This window comes from Methylocapsa sp. S129, assembly GCF_009765995.1.
GTDB lineage: Bacteria > Pseudomonadota > Alphaproteobacteria > Rhizobiales > Beijerinckiaceae > Roseiarcus.
This window is the reverse complement of the sequence record NZ_LMUI01000052.1, coordinates 885-21,667: the sequence shown is the minus strand read 5'-3', so window position 1 is coordinate 21,667 and position 20,783 is coordinate 885. Positions and strand designations below refer to the sequence as shown.

Here is a 20,783-nt window from a genome sequence, read left to right as displayed (position 1 = left end):
CCGCTGCCCGTCTCCGCCTTCAGCGACGTCCCCGAGATCGTCGTCGACGCGACGAGGTCGAACGAGCCCTTCGCGTCCAGCGTGTCGCCAGTCGCATTGCCCGTGATCGAAGCCATGTCCGACGTCAGGTTGATGTCGCCGACCGTCGCCGTCAGCGTCGTATAGCCAAGACCCAGATAAGCCTCGATCGTCTGCGTCCCGCCGCTGGTGGCCGAGCCGATCGTCACCGTCGAAGCGTCCGACTGCACGCCGATCGCGCCGGCCGTCGCCAAAGTCGTCGTCACAGCCACCGCGCCAGAACCGTGGATTGTCTGATTGCCGCCCGCCCCCGTCGTTCCCGTCGAAACGTCAGCCAGCGTCAGCCCGCCCCCGCTCGTCGCCGTCAGCGACATCCCGGCATTCACATTCGTCCAGCCAATCGAATCCGAGCCCGACGGAGACAGGAGGTTTCCCGCCGCCAGCGTCACGCTCCCCGTCGTCGCCGTGACCGTGACGCCGTCATTCGACGTTGCGCTCGCCAGAGACGCCGAGCCGTCGGCGAATACCGAACCGCCGGTGATCGAACCCGCCGTCGACGTCACATCCACGTCGCCGCCATGACCCGCCGTCGTCGTCAACGTCGTGAAGCCGATATCCCTAAGCGCCCCGATCGTCTGCGTCCCGCCGCTCGTCGCCGACCCGATCGTCACCCCATCGCCCGTCGAGGTCACGCCAAGCGTCGCCGTCGTGTCCGTCGTTCCAAGACTGAGCGCCCCGGCCGTCTTGACCAGGCCGCTGCCCATCTCCGCCTTCAGCGACGTGCCAGAGATCGCCGTCACCGCGGCGAGGTCGAACGAGCCCTTCGCGTCAAGCGTATCCCCCGTCGCGTTGCCCGTGATCGAGGCCGTATCCGATGTCAGGTCGATGTCGCCGGCCGTCGTCTTCAGCGTCGTATAGCCAAGACCCAGATAAGCTTCGATCGTCTGCGTCCCGCCGCTCGTCGCAGAACCGATCGTCACCGCGTCGCCTGTCGACGTGACGCCAAGCATCGTCGCTGCATTCGTCGTGCCAAGATTGATCGCCCCGCCTGCAGTCACGGAGCCTGAGCCCGTCTCGGCTTTCAGCGACGTTCCCGAAATCGTCGTCGCTGCATTCAGAATGAACGAACCCTCGGCGTCAAGCGTGTCGCCGCCTGCCTGGCCAACGATCGAGGCCGTGTTCGACGTTAGGTCGATGTCGCCGGCCGTCGTCTTCAGCGTGGTATAGACCAGCGCCTTGTCCGCCTCAATCGTCTGCGTCCCGCCGCTGGTGGCCGAACCAATCGTCACCCTATTGCCTGTCGAAGTCACGCCAAACGTCGTCGCCGTATTCGTCGAACCCAGCGCAATCGCCCCGCCCGTATTGATCAAACCGCTGTCGGTCTCCGCCTTCAGCGACGTGCCCGAAATCGTCGTCGTCGCCATCAGCTTGAACGAGCCATAGGCGTCGAGCGTATCAGAAGACGCATCGCCGGTGATCGAGGCCGTGTCCGATGTCAGATCGATGTCGCCCGCCGTTGTCTTCAGCGTGGTATAACCAAGGCCCAGATAAGCTTCGATCGCCTGCGTCCCGCCGCTCGTCGCTGAACCGATCGTCACCGCGTCGCCTGTCGACGTGACGCCAAGCGTCGTCGCTGTATTCGTCGAATCCAGCACAATCGCCCCGCCCGTATTGACCAAACCGTTGCCGGTTTCCGCCTTCAGCGACGTACCCGAAACAGTCGTCGCCGCCGCCAATGTGAACGAACCCTTCGCATCGAGCGTGTCGCCGCTCGCCGCGCCCGTAATCGACGCCCTGTCCGATGTCAGATCGATATCGCCCGCCGTCGTCTTCAGCGTGGTATAACCAAGGCCCAGATAAGCTTCGATCGTCTGCGTCCCGTCGCTCGTCGCCGACCCGAGCGTCACCGTCGAGGCGTCCGACTGCACGCCGATCGCGCCACTCGCCGCCAAAGTCGTCGTCACATTCACCGCGCCAGAGCCGTGGATCGTCTGATTGCCCCCCGCCCCCGTCGTTCCCGTCGAAACGTTCGCCAGCGTCAACCCGCCGCCGCTCGTCGCCGTCAGCGACGTCCCAGCGTTCACATTCGTCCAGTCGATCGAAGCCGAACCCGACGGAGACGAGGGGCTCCCCGCCGCAAGCCTCACGCTGCCCGCGGTCGCCGTAACCGTCGTCCCCTTATTGTCAGTATAGGCCGCAAGGTCCACCGAGCCATTCGCCGTCGCCGTCACGCCCGCGATCGAACCGGCCGTTGACGTCACATCCACGTCGCCGCCATGCCCCGCCGTCGTCGTCAAGGTCGTAAACCCGATATCCCCCAGCGCCCCGATCGTCTGCGTCCCGCCGCTCGTCGCAGAACCGATCGTCACCCCGTCGCCCGTCGACGTGACACCAAGCGTCGTCGCTGTATTCGTCGTTCCAAGATCGATCGCCCCGCCTGTGGTCACCAAGCCTGAGCCCGTCTCCGCCTTCAGCGACGTTCCCGAAATCGTCGTCGCCGCCGCCAACGTGAACGAGCTCTTCGCGTCAAGCGTGTCGGGAGCGCTCGCCTGACCCGTGATCGACGCCGTGTCCGACGTTAGGTCGATGTCGCCCGCCGTCGTCTGCAACATCGTATAGGCCAGCGCCTTATCAGCCTCGATCGTCTGCGTCCCCCCGCTCGTCGCGGAACCGATCGCAACCGCGTCGCCCGTCGACGTGACGCCAAGCGTCGTCGCTGTATTCGTCGAACCCAGCGCAACCACCCCGCCCGTATTGACCAAACCGCTGCCGGTCTCTCCCTTCAGGGACGTGCCCGAAATCGTCGTCGTCGCCATCAGCTTGAACGAGCCATAGGCGTCGAGCGTATCAGAAGACGCATCGCCGGTGATCGAAGCAAGGTCCGAGGTCAGGTCGATGTCGCCCGCCGTGGTCTTCAGTGTCGTATAATGGAGCGCTTCATGCGCTTCGATCGTCTGCGTCCCGCCGCTGTTCGCCGAACCAAGCGTCACCCCGTCGCCCGTCGAAGCGACGCCAAGCGTCATCGCTGTATCCGTCATTCCCAGATCGATCGCCCCGCCCGTGCTGGCGAAGCCGCTGCCGGTCTCGGCCTTCAGCGACGTCCCCGAGATCGTCGTGACCGCGCGAAGGATGAATGAGCCGTCAGCGTCGAGCGTGTCTCCCGTCGCATTGCCTGTGATCGATGCCGTGTCCGACGTCAGGTCAATATCGCCAGCCGTCGTCTTCAGCGTCGTATAGTTCAGCGCTTTGTCCGCCTCGATCGTTTGCGTCCGGCCGCTGGCGGCCGAACCGATCGTCACCCCATCGCCTGTCGAAGTCACGCCAAGCGTCGTCGCCGTGTTCGTCGAACCCAGCGCAATCGCCCCGCCCGCATTGACCAAACCGCTGCCGGTCTCCGTCTTCAGCGACGCGCCCGAAATCGTCGTCATCGCCATCAGCTTGAAAGAGCCATAGGCGTCGAGCGTATCAGAAGACGCATCACCGGTGATCGAGGCTGTGTCCGACGCCAGATCAATGTCGCCTGCGGTCGTCTTCAGCGTGGTATAACCAAGGCCCAGATAGGCCTCGATCGTCTGCGTTCCATCGCTAGTGGCCGAACCGACCATCACCGTCGAGGCGTCCGACTTCACGCCGATCGGGCCGCCCGTCGCCAATGTCGTCGTCACATCCACCGCGCCCGAGCCATGGATCGTCTGGGCGCCGCCCGCCCCCGTCGTTCCCGTCGAAACGCCAGCCAGCGTCAGCCCGCCCCCGCTCGTCGCCGTCAGCAACATTCCCGCATTCACATTCGTCCAACCAATGGAAGCCGAGCCCGCCGGAGACAGCAGGCTCCCCGCCGCAAGCGTCACGCTCCCGGTCGTCGCCGTGACCGTGATGCCGTCATTCGACGTTGCGCTCGCCAGAGACGCCGAGCCGTCGGCGAATACCGAACCGCCCGCGATCGAACCCGCCGTCGATGTCACATCCACGTCGCCGCCATGACCCGCCGTCGTCGTCAAGGTCGTAAAGCCGATATCCCCGGTCGCGCCGATCGTCTGCGCCCCGCCGCTCGTCACCGAGCCCAGCGTCGCAATCGTCCCGCCATAAGCCTGCGCCCCGAACGTCGTCCCCGCTTTCACTGTCGTCCACGACAGCGACACCGGCAGCGTCGGCGTCAGGTTCGTCGAGACGCCCGCAACAAGGCTCGCGTCCCCGCCCGTCGTCAGGCTCGTCCCCGCAAGCGTCGTCAGCGCATCGATCGACGCCTTGCCATTGGCCGTCACCGTATCAAGCTGAACGCGCGCGCCCGAGATCGTCACATCCGCATTCGATGCGATCAGAGAGCTGCCCGTCGGCTGGCCCTGCACCGCCCCCAAAGTCGAGGTCAGGTCGATCGAACCCGCATCGCCACTCACACCCGTCGTCGTCAGCGTCGTGAACAACAGGTCGTTGTTCGCCACAATCGTCTGCGTCCCGCCGCTCGTCGCAGAACCGATCGTCACCGCGCCGCCCGTCGAGGTCACGCCAAGCGTCGTCGTCGTGTTCGTCGTGCCAAGATTGATCGCCCCGCCGGCCGTAACCGACCCGCTGCCCGTCTCCGCCTTCAGCGACGTCCCCGAGATCGTCGTCGACGCGACGAGGTCGAACGAGCCCTTCGCGTCCAGCGTGTCGCCAGTCGCATTGCCCGTGATCGAAGCCATGTCCGACGTCAGGTCGATGTCGCCGACCATCGCCGTCAGCGTCGTATAGCCAAGACCCAGATAAGCCTCGATCGTCTGCGTCCCACCGCTAGTGGCCGAACCGACCGTCACCGTCGAGGCGTCCGACTGCACGCCGATCGGACCGCCCGTCGCCAATGTCGTCGTCACATCCACCGCGCCCGAGCCATGGATCGTCTGGGTGCCGCCCGCCCCCGTCGTTCCCGTCGAAACGTCCGTCAGCGTCAGCCCGCCCCCGCTCGTCGCCGTCAGCAACGTTCCCGCATTCACATTCGTCCAGCCAATCGAAGCTAAAGCCGATGGAGACAGGAGGCTTCCCGCCGCAAGCGTCACGCTCCCGGTCGTCGCCGTCACCGTCACGCCATCATTCGACGTCGCGCTCGCCAGAAACGCCGAGCCGTCGGCGTAAACCGAACCGCCCGTGATCGAGCCGGCCGTCGATATCACGTCCACGTCGCCGCCATGACCCGCCGTCGTCGTCAAGGTCGTAAAGCCGATATCTCCTGTTGCCCCGATCGTCTGCGTCCCGCCGCTCGTCGCCGACCCGATCGTCACCCCATCGCCCGTCGAGGTCACGCCAAGCGTCGTCGTGTTCGTCGTGCCAAGATTGATCGCCCCGCCGGCCGTAACCGACCCGCTGCCCGTCTCCGCCTTCAGCGACGTGCCCGAAATCGTCGTCATCGCGACGAGGTCGAACGAGCCCTTCGCATCGAGCGTGTCGCCGCTCGCCTGGCCCGTGATCGAAGCCGTGTCCGACGTCAGGTCGATGTCGCCCGTCGTCGTCTTCAGCGTGGTATAACCAAGACTCAGATAAGCTTCGATTGTCTGTGTCCCATCGCTAGTGGCCGAACCGACCGTCACCGTCGAGGCGTCCGATTGCACGCCGATCGCGCCGGCCGTCGCCAAAGTCGTCGTCACATCCACCGCGCCCGAGCCATGGATCGTCTGATTGCCGCCCGCCCCCGTCGTTCCGGTCGAGACGTCCGCCAGCGTCAGCCCACCGCCGCTCGTCGCCGTCAGCGACGTGCCCGCATTCACATTCGTCCAGCCAATCGAAGCTAAAGCCGATGGAGACAGGAGGCTTCCCGCCGCAAGCGTCACGCTCCCGGTCGTCGCCGTGACCGTGACGCCATCGTTCGACGTAGCGCTCGCCAGAGACGCCGAGCCGTCCGCCAAAACCGAGCCGCCCGTGATCGAACCCGCCGTCGTCGTCACATCCGCGTCGCCGCCTTGACCCGCCGTCGTCGTCAAGGTCGTAAAGCCAATATCCCCCAGCGCCGCAATCGTCTGCGTCCCGCCGCTGGTGGCCGAACCCAGCGTGATCGCCCCGCCCGTCGACGTCACGCCCAGCGTCGTCGTCGTATTCGTCGCTCCAAGATCAATCGCCCCGGCCGTCTTGGCCAAGCCGCTGCCTGCCTCAGCCTTCAGCGACGTGCCAGAGATCGTCGTCACCGCGACAAGGTCGAACGAGCCCTTCGCGTCAAGCGTATCCCCCGTCGCGTTGCCAGTGATCGAAGCCGTGTCCGACGTCAGGTCGATGTCGCCCGTCGTCGTCTTCAGCGTGGTGTAGTCCAGACCCAGATAAGCCTCGATCGTCTGCGTCCCGCCGCTAGTGGCCGAACCGATCGTCACCGTCGAAGCGTCCGACTGCACGCCGATCGCGCCGGCCGTCGCCAAAGTCGTCGTCACATCCACCGCGCCCGAGCCATGAATCGTTTGGGCGCCGCCCGCTCCCGTCGTTCCCGTCGAAACGCTCGCCAAGGTCAGAGACCCGCCGCTTGTCGCGTTCAGCGACGTTCCGGCGTTCACATTCATCCAGTCGATCGACGCCATCGTCGAAGGAGAGGTCAGACTCCCCGCCACAAGCGTCACGCTTCCATTTGTCGCCGTCGCCGTCACGCCGTCATTCGACGTTGCACTCGTCAACGACGCCGAGCCGTCCGCCAAAACCGAACCGCCCTGGATCGACCCCGTCTGAGACGTTACGTCGATATCGCCGCCCGAGCCCGCATTTGTCGTCAAGGTCGTGAACGCCACCGCGCCGGCGCCGACGATCGTCTGCGTCCCGCCGCTCGTCACCGTGCCGAGATTCATTGACGCGGCGGACAAGGCGACAGTCGAAACCGCTTCGATCTGGCTCGCGTCGAGCGCGCCTTCATCGGAAATCGAGATCGAACTTCCAACGCCCGTGGCGTCGGCGCTCAGCAACGGCGCGGCGTCGATCACCAACGGCGACTGCGCGTCGCCGATGCCTTCCAACGCAGTCAGCGACAAGAGCCCATGCGTTCCGGTCGTGACGGTAAGGCCGTCCGCATTCGACCAGATCGTCCCGCCCGCGAGCACCGTCACAGTGTTCTGCGCGATAGCGGGATTGTACGGATTGACGATCGCGCCAAGCGTCGCGTCGCCCGACGTATCGAGCGTGACCAGGCCGGCCGCCTGGATCTTGCTGCCGCTGTCCATGACGAGAGCGGCGGATGTCGTCGCGACGCCGCCGCTTGTCGAGTTCAGCGCCGTCTGGATGGTCAGCGTCGAATCCGATTCGAGCGTGATGTTCCCCACGGCGGTGAAGGCCGCGATGGTCAGCGCATTCGGCGCATTGCCGCCGACCGTCGGCGCGCTGATATTCGCGGCGCCCGCCGCACTGCCCGACAAAGCGTCGCTCGCGAGCACCGCCAATGGCGCGTTGGTCGCGCCGATCGCGCCGCCTGAACCCAGAATGATGTCCGTCGCCGAAACGTTGACGCCGCTGAGATCGGACAGGATCGAATAGCCCGAGGAGGTCGTGATCGACGCCGTCCCGCCGGCAAAATCGCGCTCGATCAGCGCATTGGCGCCGGACGACGCCAGATAGGAATCGCCTGCCGCCGACGCGTTGGCGAGCGCGCCGCCGATCGAAAAAGTGACCGGCAGCGTGCTCGAGCCGATGCTGCCCGTGCTCGCGACAAGGTCGAGATCGCCGGTCGTCAATATCTGCGTCGCGCTGAGCGGCGTCGTTCCGTTGCTGGTGGCGACTGAGATTCCGCCAGGGGTTTGCAGGTCGACCGCGCCTTGCGCAACCACCTGGTTCAACGAGATGGATGATCCAGACGTTCCTTCGAGATAGACGGAGCCGCCCGAAGTCACCTTGACGGCGGCGCGGGCGTTGATGAAGACCGGCGACGTCTCAGCGATGTTGAGCCCCGTCACCGTCGCGCCCTGCGGCAGGTTCGTCAGGCTCGTGCCCGCGACGAGCGCGCCGCCGGAAGCCGTCGTCCCGAGCAAAGTGATTTGGCCCGGCGTGGTGGCGACTTCCAAGGCCGCTTGCTGCGGGACGCTCAGTGTCCCGCTTTCCAGGGCCTGGAGGGTGATTTGCACGCCGGTCGGATTGTAGGAGCCGATCGCGCCGCCGATATTGAGGGTCACATTGTTGCCGACAATATTGGCGGTCGCCGAGCTGCCGACGATTGTGCTTGCCGGCTGGAGCGCGGAGACGTCGACCGCCTGTACGAGTTGCGCCGTGGTCCAGCTCGCGCCCGAGGTCAGGCTCGTCGCGAGCGCGCTGCCGGCCGCGACTGTGAAACTGAAGGCGTAAGTCGGCGTGCTGGCCGCCGTCGTCTGCCAATTCGCGCCATAGACGCTGGACAGGGTCGAAACATCACTCTGGTAGAGGCTGCTCGCGTAGGCCTGCACCTGTTGGTTGGTCGGATTCGCCACATTGTCCGCTGCGGCGGCCTGGGCGCTGTAGATCGAGAGCGAGCCCGCGTTGAGCGTGTAGACGCCGCCGCTCGAAACCGCGCCGGACGCGAGCAGGGATTGGTAGCCCGCCAGCGCTGGATTGGCTTCCGCCTGCGTGGCGATCAACGGCGCGACCGCCGTCTGCCAGCCAGCGCCATAGGCCTGGGCGAAGGTGGTCGCATAGGCCTGATATTGCGCGTTGGCCCAGGCTTGAATTTGAGTGTTGGACGGATTGGAGATTCCGAGCGCCGCGGCGGCCTGGGGCGCCAGCGCCGTCAGGGCCGCCGGGTTCAGGACGAATAGGCCGTTAGCCGACGTGAGGCTCGCGGCTTCGCTCTGAATCTGGTTGGTGGTCGCCGTTGTGAATTGCGCATTGCCATTGGGATTGGCGCGCGCGGCTGCGACCAGGGCTGAAGTCTCAAACGGCGCGTAAAGAGCCAGCGAGGCGCTGTCCAGGGTCCCCAGCGCGCCGGTGGTGACGGAGCCCTTGGCGAGGAACGCGGCATAGCTGGCCAGATCGCTGACTACCGAGTTCTGGAAACTGGTGATCGCGGCCGCGCCGGCGGCGGCGTCGCCTCCGGTCCCGCCGATCAGGCCGAGCGTTTGTGCAATCTCGCTCACCTGCCCGGGCGATAGCGACGACGCCTGGGTCTGCGAGAGCGCATCGTAGATCGCGCCGTTGGGGACGTTGATTGTCACATCGCCGTTGGTCGAAGCGATCACGCCGACGAGCAGATCGCCGCTCGGCTGGGTCAAGTCGATACCGAGGCTCGCGCTGACATTCAGCACGCCGCCTGCGGCCGTCTGCAGCGCGAGCGGGGTCGCCGCGGAGCCGATCTGGCCATTCGCGCTCGTCAGCGTCACATTGTTGCCGGCGGCGCTCAAGCCCATCGAACTTGACGCCACCAGCGAGCCCTGCGCGTTCACGACGACGTCGCCGTTGACGGCGTTGACGGCGAAGCCATTGGCGCCCGAGGCCAAATCTACGTAGACGCCGCCGTTCGACGCACTCGCCGAGAAGCCGCCGACCAAGGCGCCGAGGCCGGTTGTCAGTTGCGCCTGGAAATGCTGACCCGTCGAGCCGACGGCCGAGCCGTTCAGCGCGATCGACTCGCCCGAAACCGACACGCCGGCCGCCTCGGTAACCGTGCCGCCCGCGGTGACCACCGTCGTCCCGTCGACATTGGCGACATTGCCGCCGAATATAACGGCGCCGTTCGATGCAATATCCACCGCGCCGATCGCGTTGCCGGTGAAATTCAACCCAATCTGATTGTCGGCCTTTTCGTAGCTGGTGATGCGGATGAAGGCGTCGGCGGGGAAAAACTGGCTATAATTGGCCCCTCCATTGGCGCAAGTCCCTTCGCAATGACTGGCGTAATCATACCCCTGGTAGCCGAAATTGTAGGCCGTATCGGTGCTCGGTTGTGAACCTTCCCGAATGATATTGCCGAAGATCACTTCCCGATACGCCGGCTGGTTCGGCGAGAGGAGAATGGCTGTGCCCACCGCTTGCGTCGCCGACGTCTCGTTGGCGGACGACGTCACCGAGTTGCCGCCAGACTCACCGGGTTTGACGTACACCCAGGGATCGCCGGGTATGCCCGATATGAAATTCCACGAATTCTCTCCCGACGAGGTGATGATCCGCTGGACTTCGGCTTCCTGAATATACTCATAAGTCGCGCCGGCGACAGGGTTGTAGGTCGCCGTGGCCCCAAAGGTTCCCAGGATCGTCCCGGTCAGGTTGTCGTTGCTGTCGAACGGCTGGGCGCCGTTGCTGGTCTGATACTCGACTGTCGTCCCGCCGCTCGTCGACGGCGTATAGATGTAGGTCGTGGTGTCCCCATTCGAGTTGCCGTTCTGTTGATCCTTGAGCCGATCGACGATCATGATCGAACTGCTCAGCGCAGTTGTGTTGGCGGCGATGCCCGTGTTGATCGTCGGCAGGACGAGCCCGTAGCTGGTGTCGTTGGAGATCGACACCTGACCGAAACCGCTGTTGATATGAATCTGGCCGAGCGTATTGGTGCTTATGATGTCGCCGTCGAGCTTGATGCTAGCGCCGGTCGAATAGGCGTTGATCGTGTTGGTCGCGTCGTTATCCGAAACGACGATCTGATTTGATCCGTTGTTATAGTTGACGGTTAGTTCGGACGCTGGCGTTCCCGCCGCGAAATTGACGAGGGCGGATATGTTCGTGCTGTAGCTTACGTTGGAGGACGCCGTCCAAAACAGATTCCAAATCGCGGCGGAAAGGCTTGGATTCGCGTTGGCGAGGGCGTTAGCGTCGTTATAGGCCGCGGTGGACGCGCTGGAAGCGCCCGATGTCCGGAGCACCTTGCCATCGTTGATCACCTCGCCGACCAATGCAGGGATTGTGACGTTGTAATTGGTCGCGGGTCCCGCATAGATCGTGCCGTTGATGTCAATCACCGACGCGCTGACCTGCATGAGGCTGCCGACAATGATCTGACCGTTCGCCGAACCTGACGTCGATTCGGATGCGGACGTCAGCGTCTCGGTGAGAGCAACCGGAACATAAATCGGTTGGTAAGCGTAGCTGCCGTTAGTCTGGAATCCGATCGCAGGGGGGTTGTAACAGTCTCCCGGCAAGCCGACGCCGCATGTTCCGAACAGGACCAACTGATCTGTATTGGTGGCGGCGTTCCCCGTCTCGCTTCCGTAGAGATAGGCATTGATATTCGGGCTGCTGCTATTTACGGCGGCAGCAGTGTTGAAGTTCAGAGCCTCCGTACCTGTGAGATTGTTCAAATAAATCGAGCTCGCAACGAACATCACCGCCAGGTTCGCGCCGCTATAACCGCCGCCCAAGCCTCCAGCAACCAAGAGCAAATTACCCGTACCGTTCGTCGTCGAGTCCCCCAGACCACCAGCGGCTTGATTGAGCTCCTGGGTGCCCGGATAGAGCGCATTGCCCGCATATTCGTTCGCCGGGCTTTCGCCGGCGTCAAATTCGCCGCCCGGAGTCGGCACGTTCGCGATCAGCGCGCCCTTCGGAACGGTGAGAATTTGTTCATTCTGGTCGGTGCTGCCTTGGCCCAGGACGACCTGCTGAGTCACGCCGTTGACCGTCGTCGTGATCGGCGCCCCGGACGACGTGAACGCCAACACTTCTTCGTAGACCAGCGAGCCATAAGCGTTGATGATGTGGATCAAGCCGCCGGGATTGTCGAGCGGCCCGTCGAGAACCACGTCGGGCGCAATCCCGCCGCTGCTGGCTCCGTTATTCGTCAACGTGATCGTAAGCGCCCCAGGCGACGTGCTCGCATTATTCTGGACGAAGGGCTTAAAGTCGTTCGTCGTTCCATTGAAATTGGCGCTGCCGCCCGGTACGTTCGGAATGGTGACGCCGTTGGCGATGATGAGCGAGATCGACTGGTCGTTGGTTATGGTGACCGACGGGCTGCCGTTCGCTGTGACCGAACCCGCGCCATTGAGCGTATCGGCCGTGATTTGGACATCGCCGCCTGCAGCGAACACGCCGCCGAGCGTGATCGTAGCCATAGTGGGATGGGGATTGGCGGTCGTCGTGGCGCTGACGTAACCAGCGTTGGACAGCGTCAAATAGGTGCTCGGATCGAAGATGCAGCTTGCGGTGACGCCGTAAGTGCAGCCGACCGCTTCAGCGGCATTGTAGGAATAGAGGATCGGCTCGGCGCCCACCGTCTCATCGATCGCCCCAGCGCTGGTCACGACCAAAGCGATCTGGGCGAACTGACCGGAGATGACCGTCCCGTCGATCGTCACGGTCGAGGAAGTGCGCGCGGAGGGGTCGCCGCCGCCGTCGGTGACAGGAATGAACCCAAGCTCGTAGCCGTGGCCGGCTCCGTCCGCCGTCACCGACGGCGATCCATGATAGGCGGCAATGCCGACATTCTGCCCGGCAAGGACATCGGCGTTGGCGCCGATATCGACCGAGGCGTTGCTCGCAATCGTGGTGACCGCGTCGGCGGCGGGGATCGCGATGAGACCGCGCACATAACCGAGCGCCTGCGTCGCCCCGCCAAAACTGCTGTCGATGCCAAGACCCACATAGTCGCCGGCGCCGACATTGACGTCGTGGTAGGCGTTGAGCCCGGTCGGATTCTGGGTCGTGCCGGCGTCGACGTTGATCGTCTGGTTGCTGGTCAGGTTGATCGACGCATCGGCGACGCCGACGCCTGCGACGCCGTAAGTCGACACATAAGCGTCCGCGGATATGGTCGCTGTCGTGTAAGTCGCAACATTGAGCGACCCAAAAGTCGTGAGAATCGCGCTCGGGTCGATCGTGATCGAATTGGAGATCGTTCCGTCGAGCGTCGAATTGACACCGGCCCCATCGATGTACCCCCCGGTGGTCAACGAGTCCTGGTCGGTGATGAAAATGATCGAATCCGCGATGACCGCAATCCCGCCGCCGGCGCTGATCGGATCGGAGCCGGACGTGAGAAGGTCCAGCTTGCCGATTTCGATCGAGGTTCCGCCGCCGGTCAGATTGAGCTTTATATTGCTGACGGCGCCGGCGCCGTTGATCCCGCCGCCGGCTCCCCCTTGCGCGCCGGAAGAGAAGTCGGTGAAATCGTTCTCCGCCGTGATATCGATCGCCGTGTCGCAAGCGTCATTCAGGCACGGCGCAAGACCGGCCGCCGAGGCGTGCAGGGTGACGCCGCCCGTCGTACTATCGCCGATTTGGACCTGAACCGTCGATGTCGCGGTATGGTCAGCCTCCGACGCGCTGGCGCCGAGCGCACTGGCGTTGATCGTCTCGGCCGTCTCGGAGAATACGTCGTTATGGTACGCGCCGATGTTGAACGAGATCGCGGTGATCGACGTATTGTTTCCCACCGAGGCCGTGACCGTCGAAGTGTCGGTCGTGGTCGCTCCGGCGCCGTCGCCGGCATAAAGGCCGCCCGCGCCCGCGATCGCGTTGGCATTGTTGGTGTCCGTGCCCGAGGCGGATAGGCTGACCGCGCCGGTGCCAGGGGTCGTGACGTCGCCCGAGGCGTCGACGACGGCTATCGTCCCCGTCGTCGACGCGCCCATGCTGGCCGTGGTCGTCGAAGACGAATTGGCCATCACGACCACCGCGCCGATCGACAGGCCGTCGGTCAGGGTGACGCCGTCGCCTTGAGCGAATTGGTTGGTATTGTTCAAGGCGGTGATCTTGATGTCGCCGCCGGGCAACACGAAACTCGCGCCTGTCTGGGCGGTCACCTGCGTCGCGCTCAGGGCCGTCGCCACGGTCGCGTCGGCCGCTTCGATCACGGCGCCGGTGCCGGCGATGCTCCAGGCCGCGGCGGTCGTTTCGCCGGCGACGAACTCCGTAGTGGCGCCCGGCACCGTCGCGCTGGCGGGGAACGACGACGCCGGCGATCCCGCGACATCGATCGTCGCCTCGACGGTCAAACCGTATGTCTGGGAGAGATTCGCGGTCCCGGCGATATTGGCCGTGACGTGCGAACTGGCGTCGGCGTCCGAATAGGATTCGCCGATCGCCGCCGCGCCCACTGACACGCCGAAGGTGAAGGCCTTCGCGTCGGGCGCATCCGAGGCTTCGACCGTCACGCCGGGCACCGGCTTCCCGGTCGATGTCACCAGCCCACCGGCGCCAATGATCCGCGAGGTGTCGAGGATGGTTGCCTGGATCGTCGCATCGTCGGTTGCTGTCGCGTCGGCGCCGTCGCCAGAGACGACGCCGCCCGCGCCGCCGATCGACAAAGCATAAGTGGCGCCGCTCTCCGACGCCTGGATTGTCACGGCCTGCGCTGTGATGACCGCGCCGGTGTCGGTTTCCGCGGTCACACCGCTGTCGCGTTTGGCGGTCGCCGAGGAGATGCCCACAGCGCCAATGCCGACAGCGGCGCCGTAAGCGTCGGAGAGCGACGTGGATGCGTCTGACGCGGTGACGCCGACATTGGTCGAAGCGACCGTGCCCGTCTGGCCGTTATAGGTCTGCGTCCCGTCATTGACGGTCGACGTCAAAGACGCGGTAATTGTGTTGTTGACGTCAGAATCCGCTACCGATGCGCCGACCCCGGCATAGAACCCGCCGGCCCCGGAGACCGACATCGTATGGGCGGCATGCCCCGATCCGTCGTCGCCGCCGCTCGCATCGATGTTCAGGCTGGAAGTGACGATCGTGCCGCTCGAAGCGGAAGCAGTGATCACCTGGTCGAGATTCGTATATCCGACGGCCGCGCCGAAGGCGCCGGTCTCAATGCCGACGCCAAGAGCGCCGACGATGTTGAAAATCGCCGCTTCACCGGTCGCCGCGATCGAAACGCTGGAGGCCGTCACCGACCCGCCGCTGATCATCGCGGATATTCCGTCGACGGCGCCGCCGGTCTCGGCGGTTACGTCCTGGCCCGTCGCGGCGCCGGCATTGCCGAGCGTCCCGCTGTTCGACTGGCTTGGACTCGCGCCCGAGTTGAGCACGCTCATCTGGTCGCTGTTCGCGCCGACGCCGACGAGAACGACGCCGACCGTTCCCGCCAGACCAACGGAGCCGCCGAGGCCGGCGTTGACGGCGAACGGCGAGACGCTCCGCGTCGAATCCGCAGAGACTGTCACGGCGCCCGGTGTGCTCACCGTATCGCCATTTATCCACGCGTCGTCGGCGCTCGAGAGCATGACAAGATTGACGCTGGCGCCGACCCCCGTGGTCAGGCCGGCCCCGAGACTCCCGGCATAGGCGTCGATCGTGTCATTCTCTTGCGATTCGACGTTGACAGCGTTGTCAGCGGCGGTCGAGTTCGTCAGCGTGGCGGTCGTGTTGTAGAGTTCAGCAGTCGTCGTGTTGGCGATAAAGCTTCCGGAAAACTGTGCGGCGAAGCCGCCCGAGCCGCCGACCGCGCCAACGACCGCAAAGGTGTCCGCATCGGTCGTGCTTGTCGCGCCGATGTTCAGCGCGCCGGTGAGATCGAGGGTCGTGGTGGCGCTGCTCGCATCCGAATCGCCGACAGTCGCCGACGTCGTCGTATCGCTCTTGGTGACAAGCACCGCCGCGCCGACGCCGGCCGACGTGTCGCCGAACGCCGCCACGCCGACGGCGGCGAAAAGACCGTCGACGCCATTTGCGGTGACCGACAGGCCACCCGAATAGACCGTCCCATGATCGAACGAAGCGGTCGTGTCGGCGCTGAAGATGTTGGTCAGGGCTGAGCCGGCGGCTCCCGACGTGGCCGACGCCGCCGCGCCAATCGCTTCGCCGGCCGAGCCCTCCCAACCGCTGGCTTCGATCGTGATCGGTCCGGGCGCATCGGCGGCCGACGGGCCGACATTGGTGGTGGAGACCGCCGCGTTGGTCGTCCGGTTCATCACGTTGGTGACGGCCGTGGCGGCGCCGGCGAAGGTCCCGACCGAACCGGCGACGGACAGCGCCAGATTATTGGCGAAGGAGACGCTGGAGGCGGACACGTCGATGGTGGCGACCGCATCCGGCGCTGTCAGATTCGTATCGAGAGACGCGCCGCTGATCGTCGCCGCGGTTTTCCCGCCCATCGTCGTGGTCGCGACATTGATCGCCCCAGCGACGCCCGTGCTCAGGCCGAGCGTCACCGCAGTGACGACCGAAGTCTCAACCGAGGCGGCGACGACGGCGAGGCCGTGATCGAGTCTGACGTCCTGACCAAGATTCGGCAGGGCGTCCGGCGTAACCGAGCTCGACGGATCTTCCGGCGCCGAAGACGTCTGGGCTGCTGCGACTCCGGCGGCGAGGTCGCTGAGCAGCGCGCCGCTGACGATTTCGAGCGTGTCCTGTCCCCCGGCCTCGGCGTCGACGGTGCTCGATGTGATCGTCGCCTTGGTGTTGCCGCTGGCGCCGCCGCCGATCTCATCGGTGGTCACGGAAAGGCCGATGCCAGCGGTGTTCAGTCCCAGCCCGGCGGCGCCCGCAACCGCATTGACCGCATTGTTGTTGGCGGCCAGAACGCCGACATTGTTCGTCGCAAACAGCGTCGAATTGTCGACTGACGATTGGACGTTGCCCTTCGCCATGTTTGTCGAGATCGAGCCATCGGCCGCAAAGGAGCTCGCCGAAACGGCGACGCCGACGGCGACCGATAGGATGCTTCCGGTCGACTGACTTTCGACAACGATGTCGCCCGTCGCGAAACTGTTAGAGGAATCGTAGGTCGTCCTGACGCTGGCGGACTCGATCGACGCCGACGCCGTCGTCTCGATATCGTTGGTCGAGATTGCGACGCCGGCGCTGCCGTTGTTCGAGAAGGCGCCGGTGATCGCGAGCCCGGTGATGCCAGACGAATTCGTCGCGTCGACCGTCAGCGAGCCGACCTGATGGCCCGCCGTCGCGACGCCGATCGTTGTCGCGGCGCTGAGCCCTGCCGCGCCAACTGAGGCGCTTGGACCGCCCTCGATCGTGTTGGTGACGGAAGCGCCCTCGCCGCCATACCCGTCGCCGGAGACCGACAAGCCCACGGCGACCGATGTGATCGATGTGGAATCCGTGGCCGCCACAATCACGGCGTCCGGAGCCACGACGGCCACGCCGGAAATGCTCGCGGAATGCGCTTCGTCGACGGTGTTGTCGATGATCGCAACGCCAGCGCTCGAGCCTTTCGTCGCTTCAATGACGCCGGCCACCGATATGATCGCCGCCGATGAGCCCGAAAGGAGCGCGCCGCCAGCCTGCTGCGCGGTCGACGATCCATCGCCGGCAAAGAAGCTTTGTTCGACGGAGGCGCCGGAATCGGAGCTCGAGAAAACGCTGTTGGCGCCCAAAGGCAAATCGCTCAGATCTGTCGAAGCGATGACGCCAAGATCGTCAGTCGCGGTAATCGCGACAGCCGATGTTCCGGAATTCGAAATGTCCGCCGATGTCGTCCCGTCGAGGGTGTTGAAGATCAACGAGGCGCCAATGGTCGCTTTCGTACTGGCGCCGCCAGCCGCCGCGCCGGAATAGACGATTTGCGGCGCGTCGGCGATGACGTCGATGTCGTAACCTGAAACGGTGGAATTGGAGATATGCGCATCGGTCGCTGGTCCAGCGGATGGATTTGTGACGGTCAGATAGGTTATCGCGGCGCCGAATCCGCCGGAGCCGCCGAAGAAGAAAGCGCCGCCGCCGATTCCGACTTCGGTATCTTGCTCGGCGAGAACTACCGCGTTTCCGCCGCTCGCGGAGACGGTCGAGTTATCAATATAGGCTGCGACACGATCGTCGATCTGAGCGAGCGAGGCCGACCCTGCGGCCGAGCCGGAGGACGAAGAGGTGCTGGTGTCGACCGACAAGCCGATACCGACGACGGCCGTCATCCCGCCCGTCTGGGCCTCGACACTGACCCCCGACGCGGTCACCGTCGAGGATTCGACGTAAGCCAGCGTCGAATTGCTGCTCGACTCCGCCGCGATGGCGCCGGAGATCGCCGCGGAGGATTCGACCGTCGCGCCGGGCTGCACGATCGCCGCTCCGCCGCTGCCGTCGGCGACCAGCATGTCGTTGGTCGCCTGGACCGTGAGCGCGGTGGACTGACCGGTGAGGTCGATCGTCGCCCCGTCGACATAGGCCGCCGTCTTCACGGCGGAATCCGTGATCGCCGAAGCGCCGGCGATGGCAACGCTCACGGTGGAGGTGCTGGCGCTATTGGCGAGTTGCAAAAGGCGCTGAGACGCCGACTGTCCGGGAATCGGCGAGGTCGGACTCGGCGTCGAATCGATGGCCTGCGCAACCAGCGCGGCCACAATGCTGTTTCCCGATGTTTTGGCGTAGACATCGACAGCGCCGGCGTCGACGCCCGCCGTAAAGCCCACCGGCGTCGCCGAGTCCAGCGTCGTCGGGTCGATGGCGGCGCTCACGACGTTGGAATTGTCGCCGATATAGCCCTCGGTGTCGCTGGACATGTCGATGTAGGCGACCGCCATGCCGACCGACGAGCTTTTTCCGAACGTGATGTCGCCGGCGATCGAATAGACGCCGACATCGTCATCGGCGCCCAGATTGACCGTACCCGCCGAAACATAAGCAGCGTTGCTGATAGAGGCGGACGTATCGTCATTCAAAAAGAGCAGATCGACCAGGCCGCTGACATTGAGGCCGGAACCGCTGCCGTTGCTCGGCGAGAAATCGACGACATGTTCGACCGTCAGCGCATCGACATAGACTTCGCCAGGCGCGGATATCGTCGCGCCCTGAGCAACGCCGGCAATCGTGTTCACCGTGTCGTCGACATAGGCGAACGAGGCGCCGACGGCCGCCGTTCCGGACGACGCATTGCCGGACAGCCCGGCGTTGCCAGCGCCGTTGATCGCTTCGATGGTCGATTTCGCGTAAATCCAGACTGCGCCGGTGAAAGACTCTTGGGCGGCTCCGCTGCTCAGGCCTGACTTCGGGTCGAGGCTGGTGAGGTCCGGGGTCTGCCAGGAGCCGACGCTGTTTGAAGAACTGGCGTGCAGCGTCGCGCCGTCGCCGACCCAGGCCGTCGTGTTCAGATTGAAGTTCGCGATGTCGATCGAGCCAGCGATGCTGAGGCCTGTCGAGCCGGAGGTCGAGTTGGTCCCCGTGGTCGCGACCAATTTGTTCTGCAGCAATTGATCGAGCGCCGACAAGAGTCCGCTGAGCACCGAGTTGGAGCCAGAGGCGAAGTCGTTCCAATCGATATTTTCGATTGGCGAGGGAAGCGACGCGGTTGCCTGCAAGCTGATCTGGACGGCGTTGATCGACGTGTCCGGCCCTACGATCGCCGACGAATTATGCGTGATGTCGGTATAGGCCACGGCCGCCGAGACCGCCGTCGAGACGGAAGGATTGATCGTCGTGCCGACCGCCGGACTGTTGACGGAAGCCGACGCGTAAGTGAGGACGGCCGTATCCGTCACATCGCTGGCGATCGCGACCGACGCATTGGAATAGATGGACGGCGGCGTTGCAACGATGCGACTGATCGGATTGCCATTGGCGTCGGTGTTGACGTCCGCTGAGATGCTAGCCGCGGCGGTTTGCGTGCCGAGGGCGAGAGCCAGAGAGCCCGCCGCCGACGGCATGGACGTGCCCCCGACTTGCATGCTCTTGCCGAAAGCCGTCTGCGAAAAGATTGTGCTGATGATGCCGGCGGTGGGAGGCGTCGCGCCCTCCCCTTCAATGCCCTGACCGACTGCGCTGCCGATGACGCTGATGCCCGCGAAGACGTCGCCGAGCGTGCTCACCCCGGTCGTGGTCGAAGCCGATGTCTGATTGCTCGCGGTCTCATCCTGCGCCAAGATCGTGACGTCGCCGACCTTATTGCTCGTTGTCCCAATGCTGGCGCCGTCATGGGCGACCGCTGAACTGTTGAAATCGGTTATCGCGACGGCGGCGCCCGCCGCCCCGCCGTTGCGCGCATAAGAGGTCGCGGCCGCGGAGAAGGAATTGTCGTTACGCGCGAGAATGTTGACGGAGCTGCCAGAGCCCGAAAAATCGACATTCGCGCCCGAATCGATCAGCGCGCTCGAATTGACCTCGGCTTCGCCATAAACAACCGTGACGACAGCCGGGGCGCCCGTAAGGCCCAAAAACCCGGACACCACCATTGTCTTGATCGCAACGGTCGCGTCATTGGTCGCAGCCACCGTTAGGGCGCCGCCGCCGCTGACGGTCGCCCCGTTCTCAATCTCGACCTTGGCGGTCGCGTCGGTCATGCCGACGACAACGCCAGCAGCGATCGCTGAGCCGCCCGGGCTCAAGCCGACCATTGGGTCCGACGAATTGGCCGTCGTGTGAGCTGTCAGTTGAATATTGCCGGTGCTGCCGGCCGACGCCGTCAACGTACCGGCGCCGCCGACAATCACCGTCGCCGAGCCCTGCGATTGGACGTAGCCCGGAGTGAGGCTGAGCGGCGACAGATCGAGCCCGATCTGAAGCGCGCTCGTGGTCGCCATGTCGCCGGGGCTATTATTGCTGGAATCGAACGCGTAAACGGATTTGGCGTCCGATGTCGCATTGGCCGCAATCGACGCCCCGGTGATCGCGCCGTTGATGGTGATGCTGGTGGTGGCGCTCGCGAAACCGATCGGATTGTCGTTGCTCGTATTTGCCGTCAGAGTGACTGCGCCGCCGGTGTGGCCGCTGGTGGCGTCCGCGTAGAGCGCGCCGGTAGAGCTGATCGTGATGATCGGCGCATTGAGGGTGATGTTGCCGGAATCGCCGGTCGAAGGATGCGCGGCCGTCAGCAGGCCGGCCACCGGCGCAGTCAGATAGGTCGCATATTTGCGCGTATCGATGACGCCATCGATCATGATCGAATCATTGGCGTCGAGTTCGACATTGGCGCCGTCGGTATAGAGACTGCCCGCCGTGCTGACGTCGGCGTTGTCGCCGAGGCTGGTCTCGGTCGTCGTGCCGATAATGAGGTTGTC

Annotated in this window: 1 protein-coding gene; it reads right to left on the bottom strand. The window is 64.7% G+C overall.

The genetic code is table 11. The features are described 5' to 3' along the window. Nucleotides 1-20,783: hypothetical protein (locus GSQ90_RS28475; RefSeq protein WP_210255003.1), on the bottom strand; the 20,783-nt coding region annotated here is incomplete at both ends.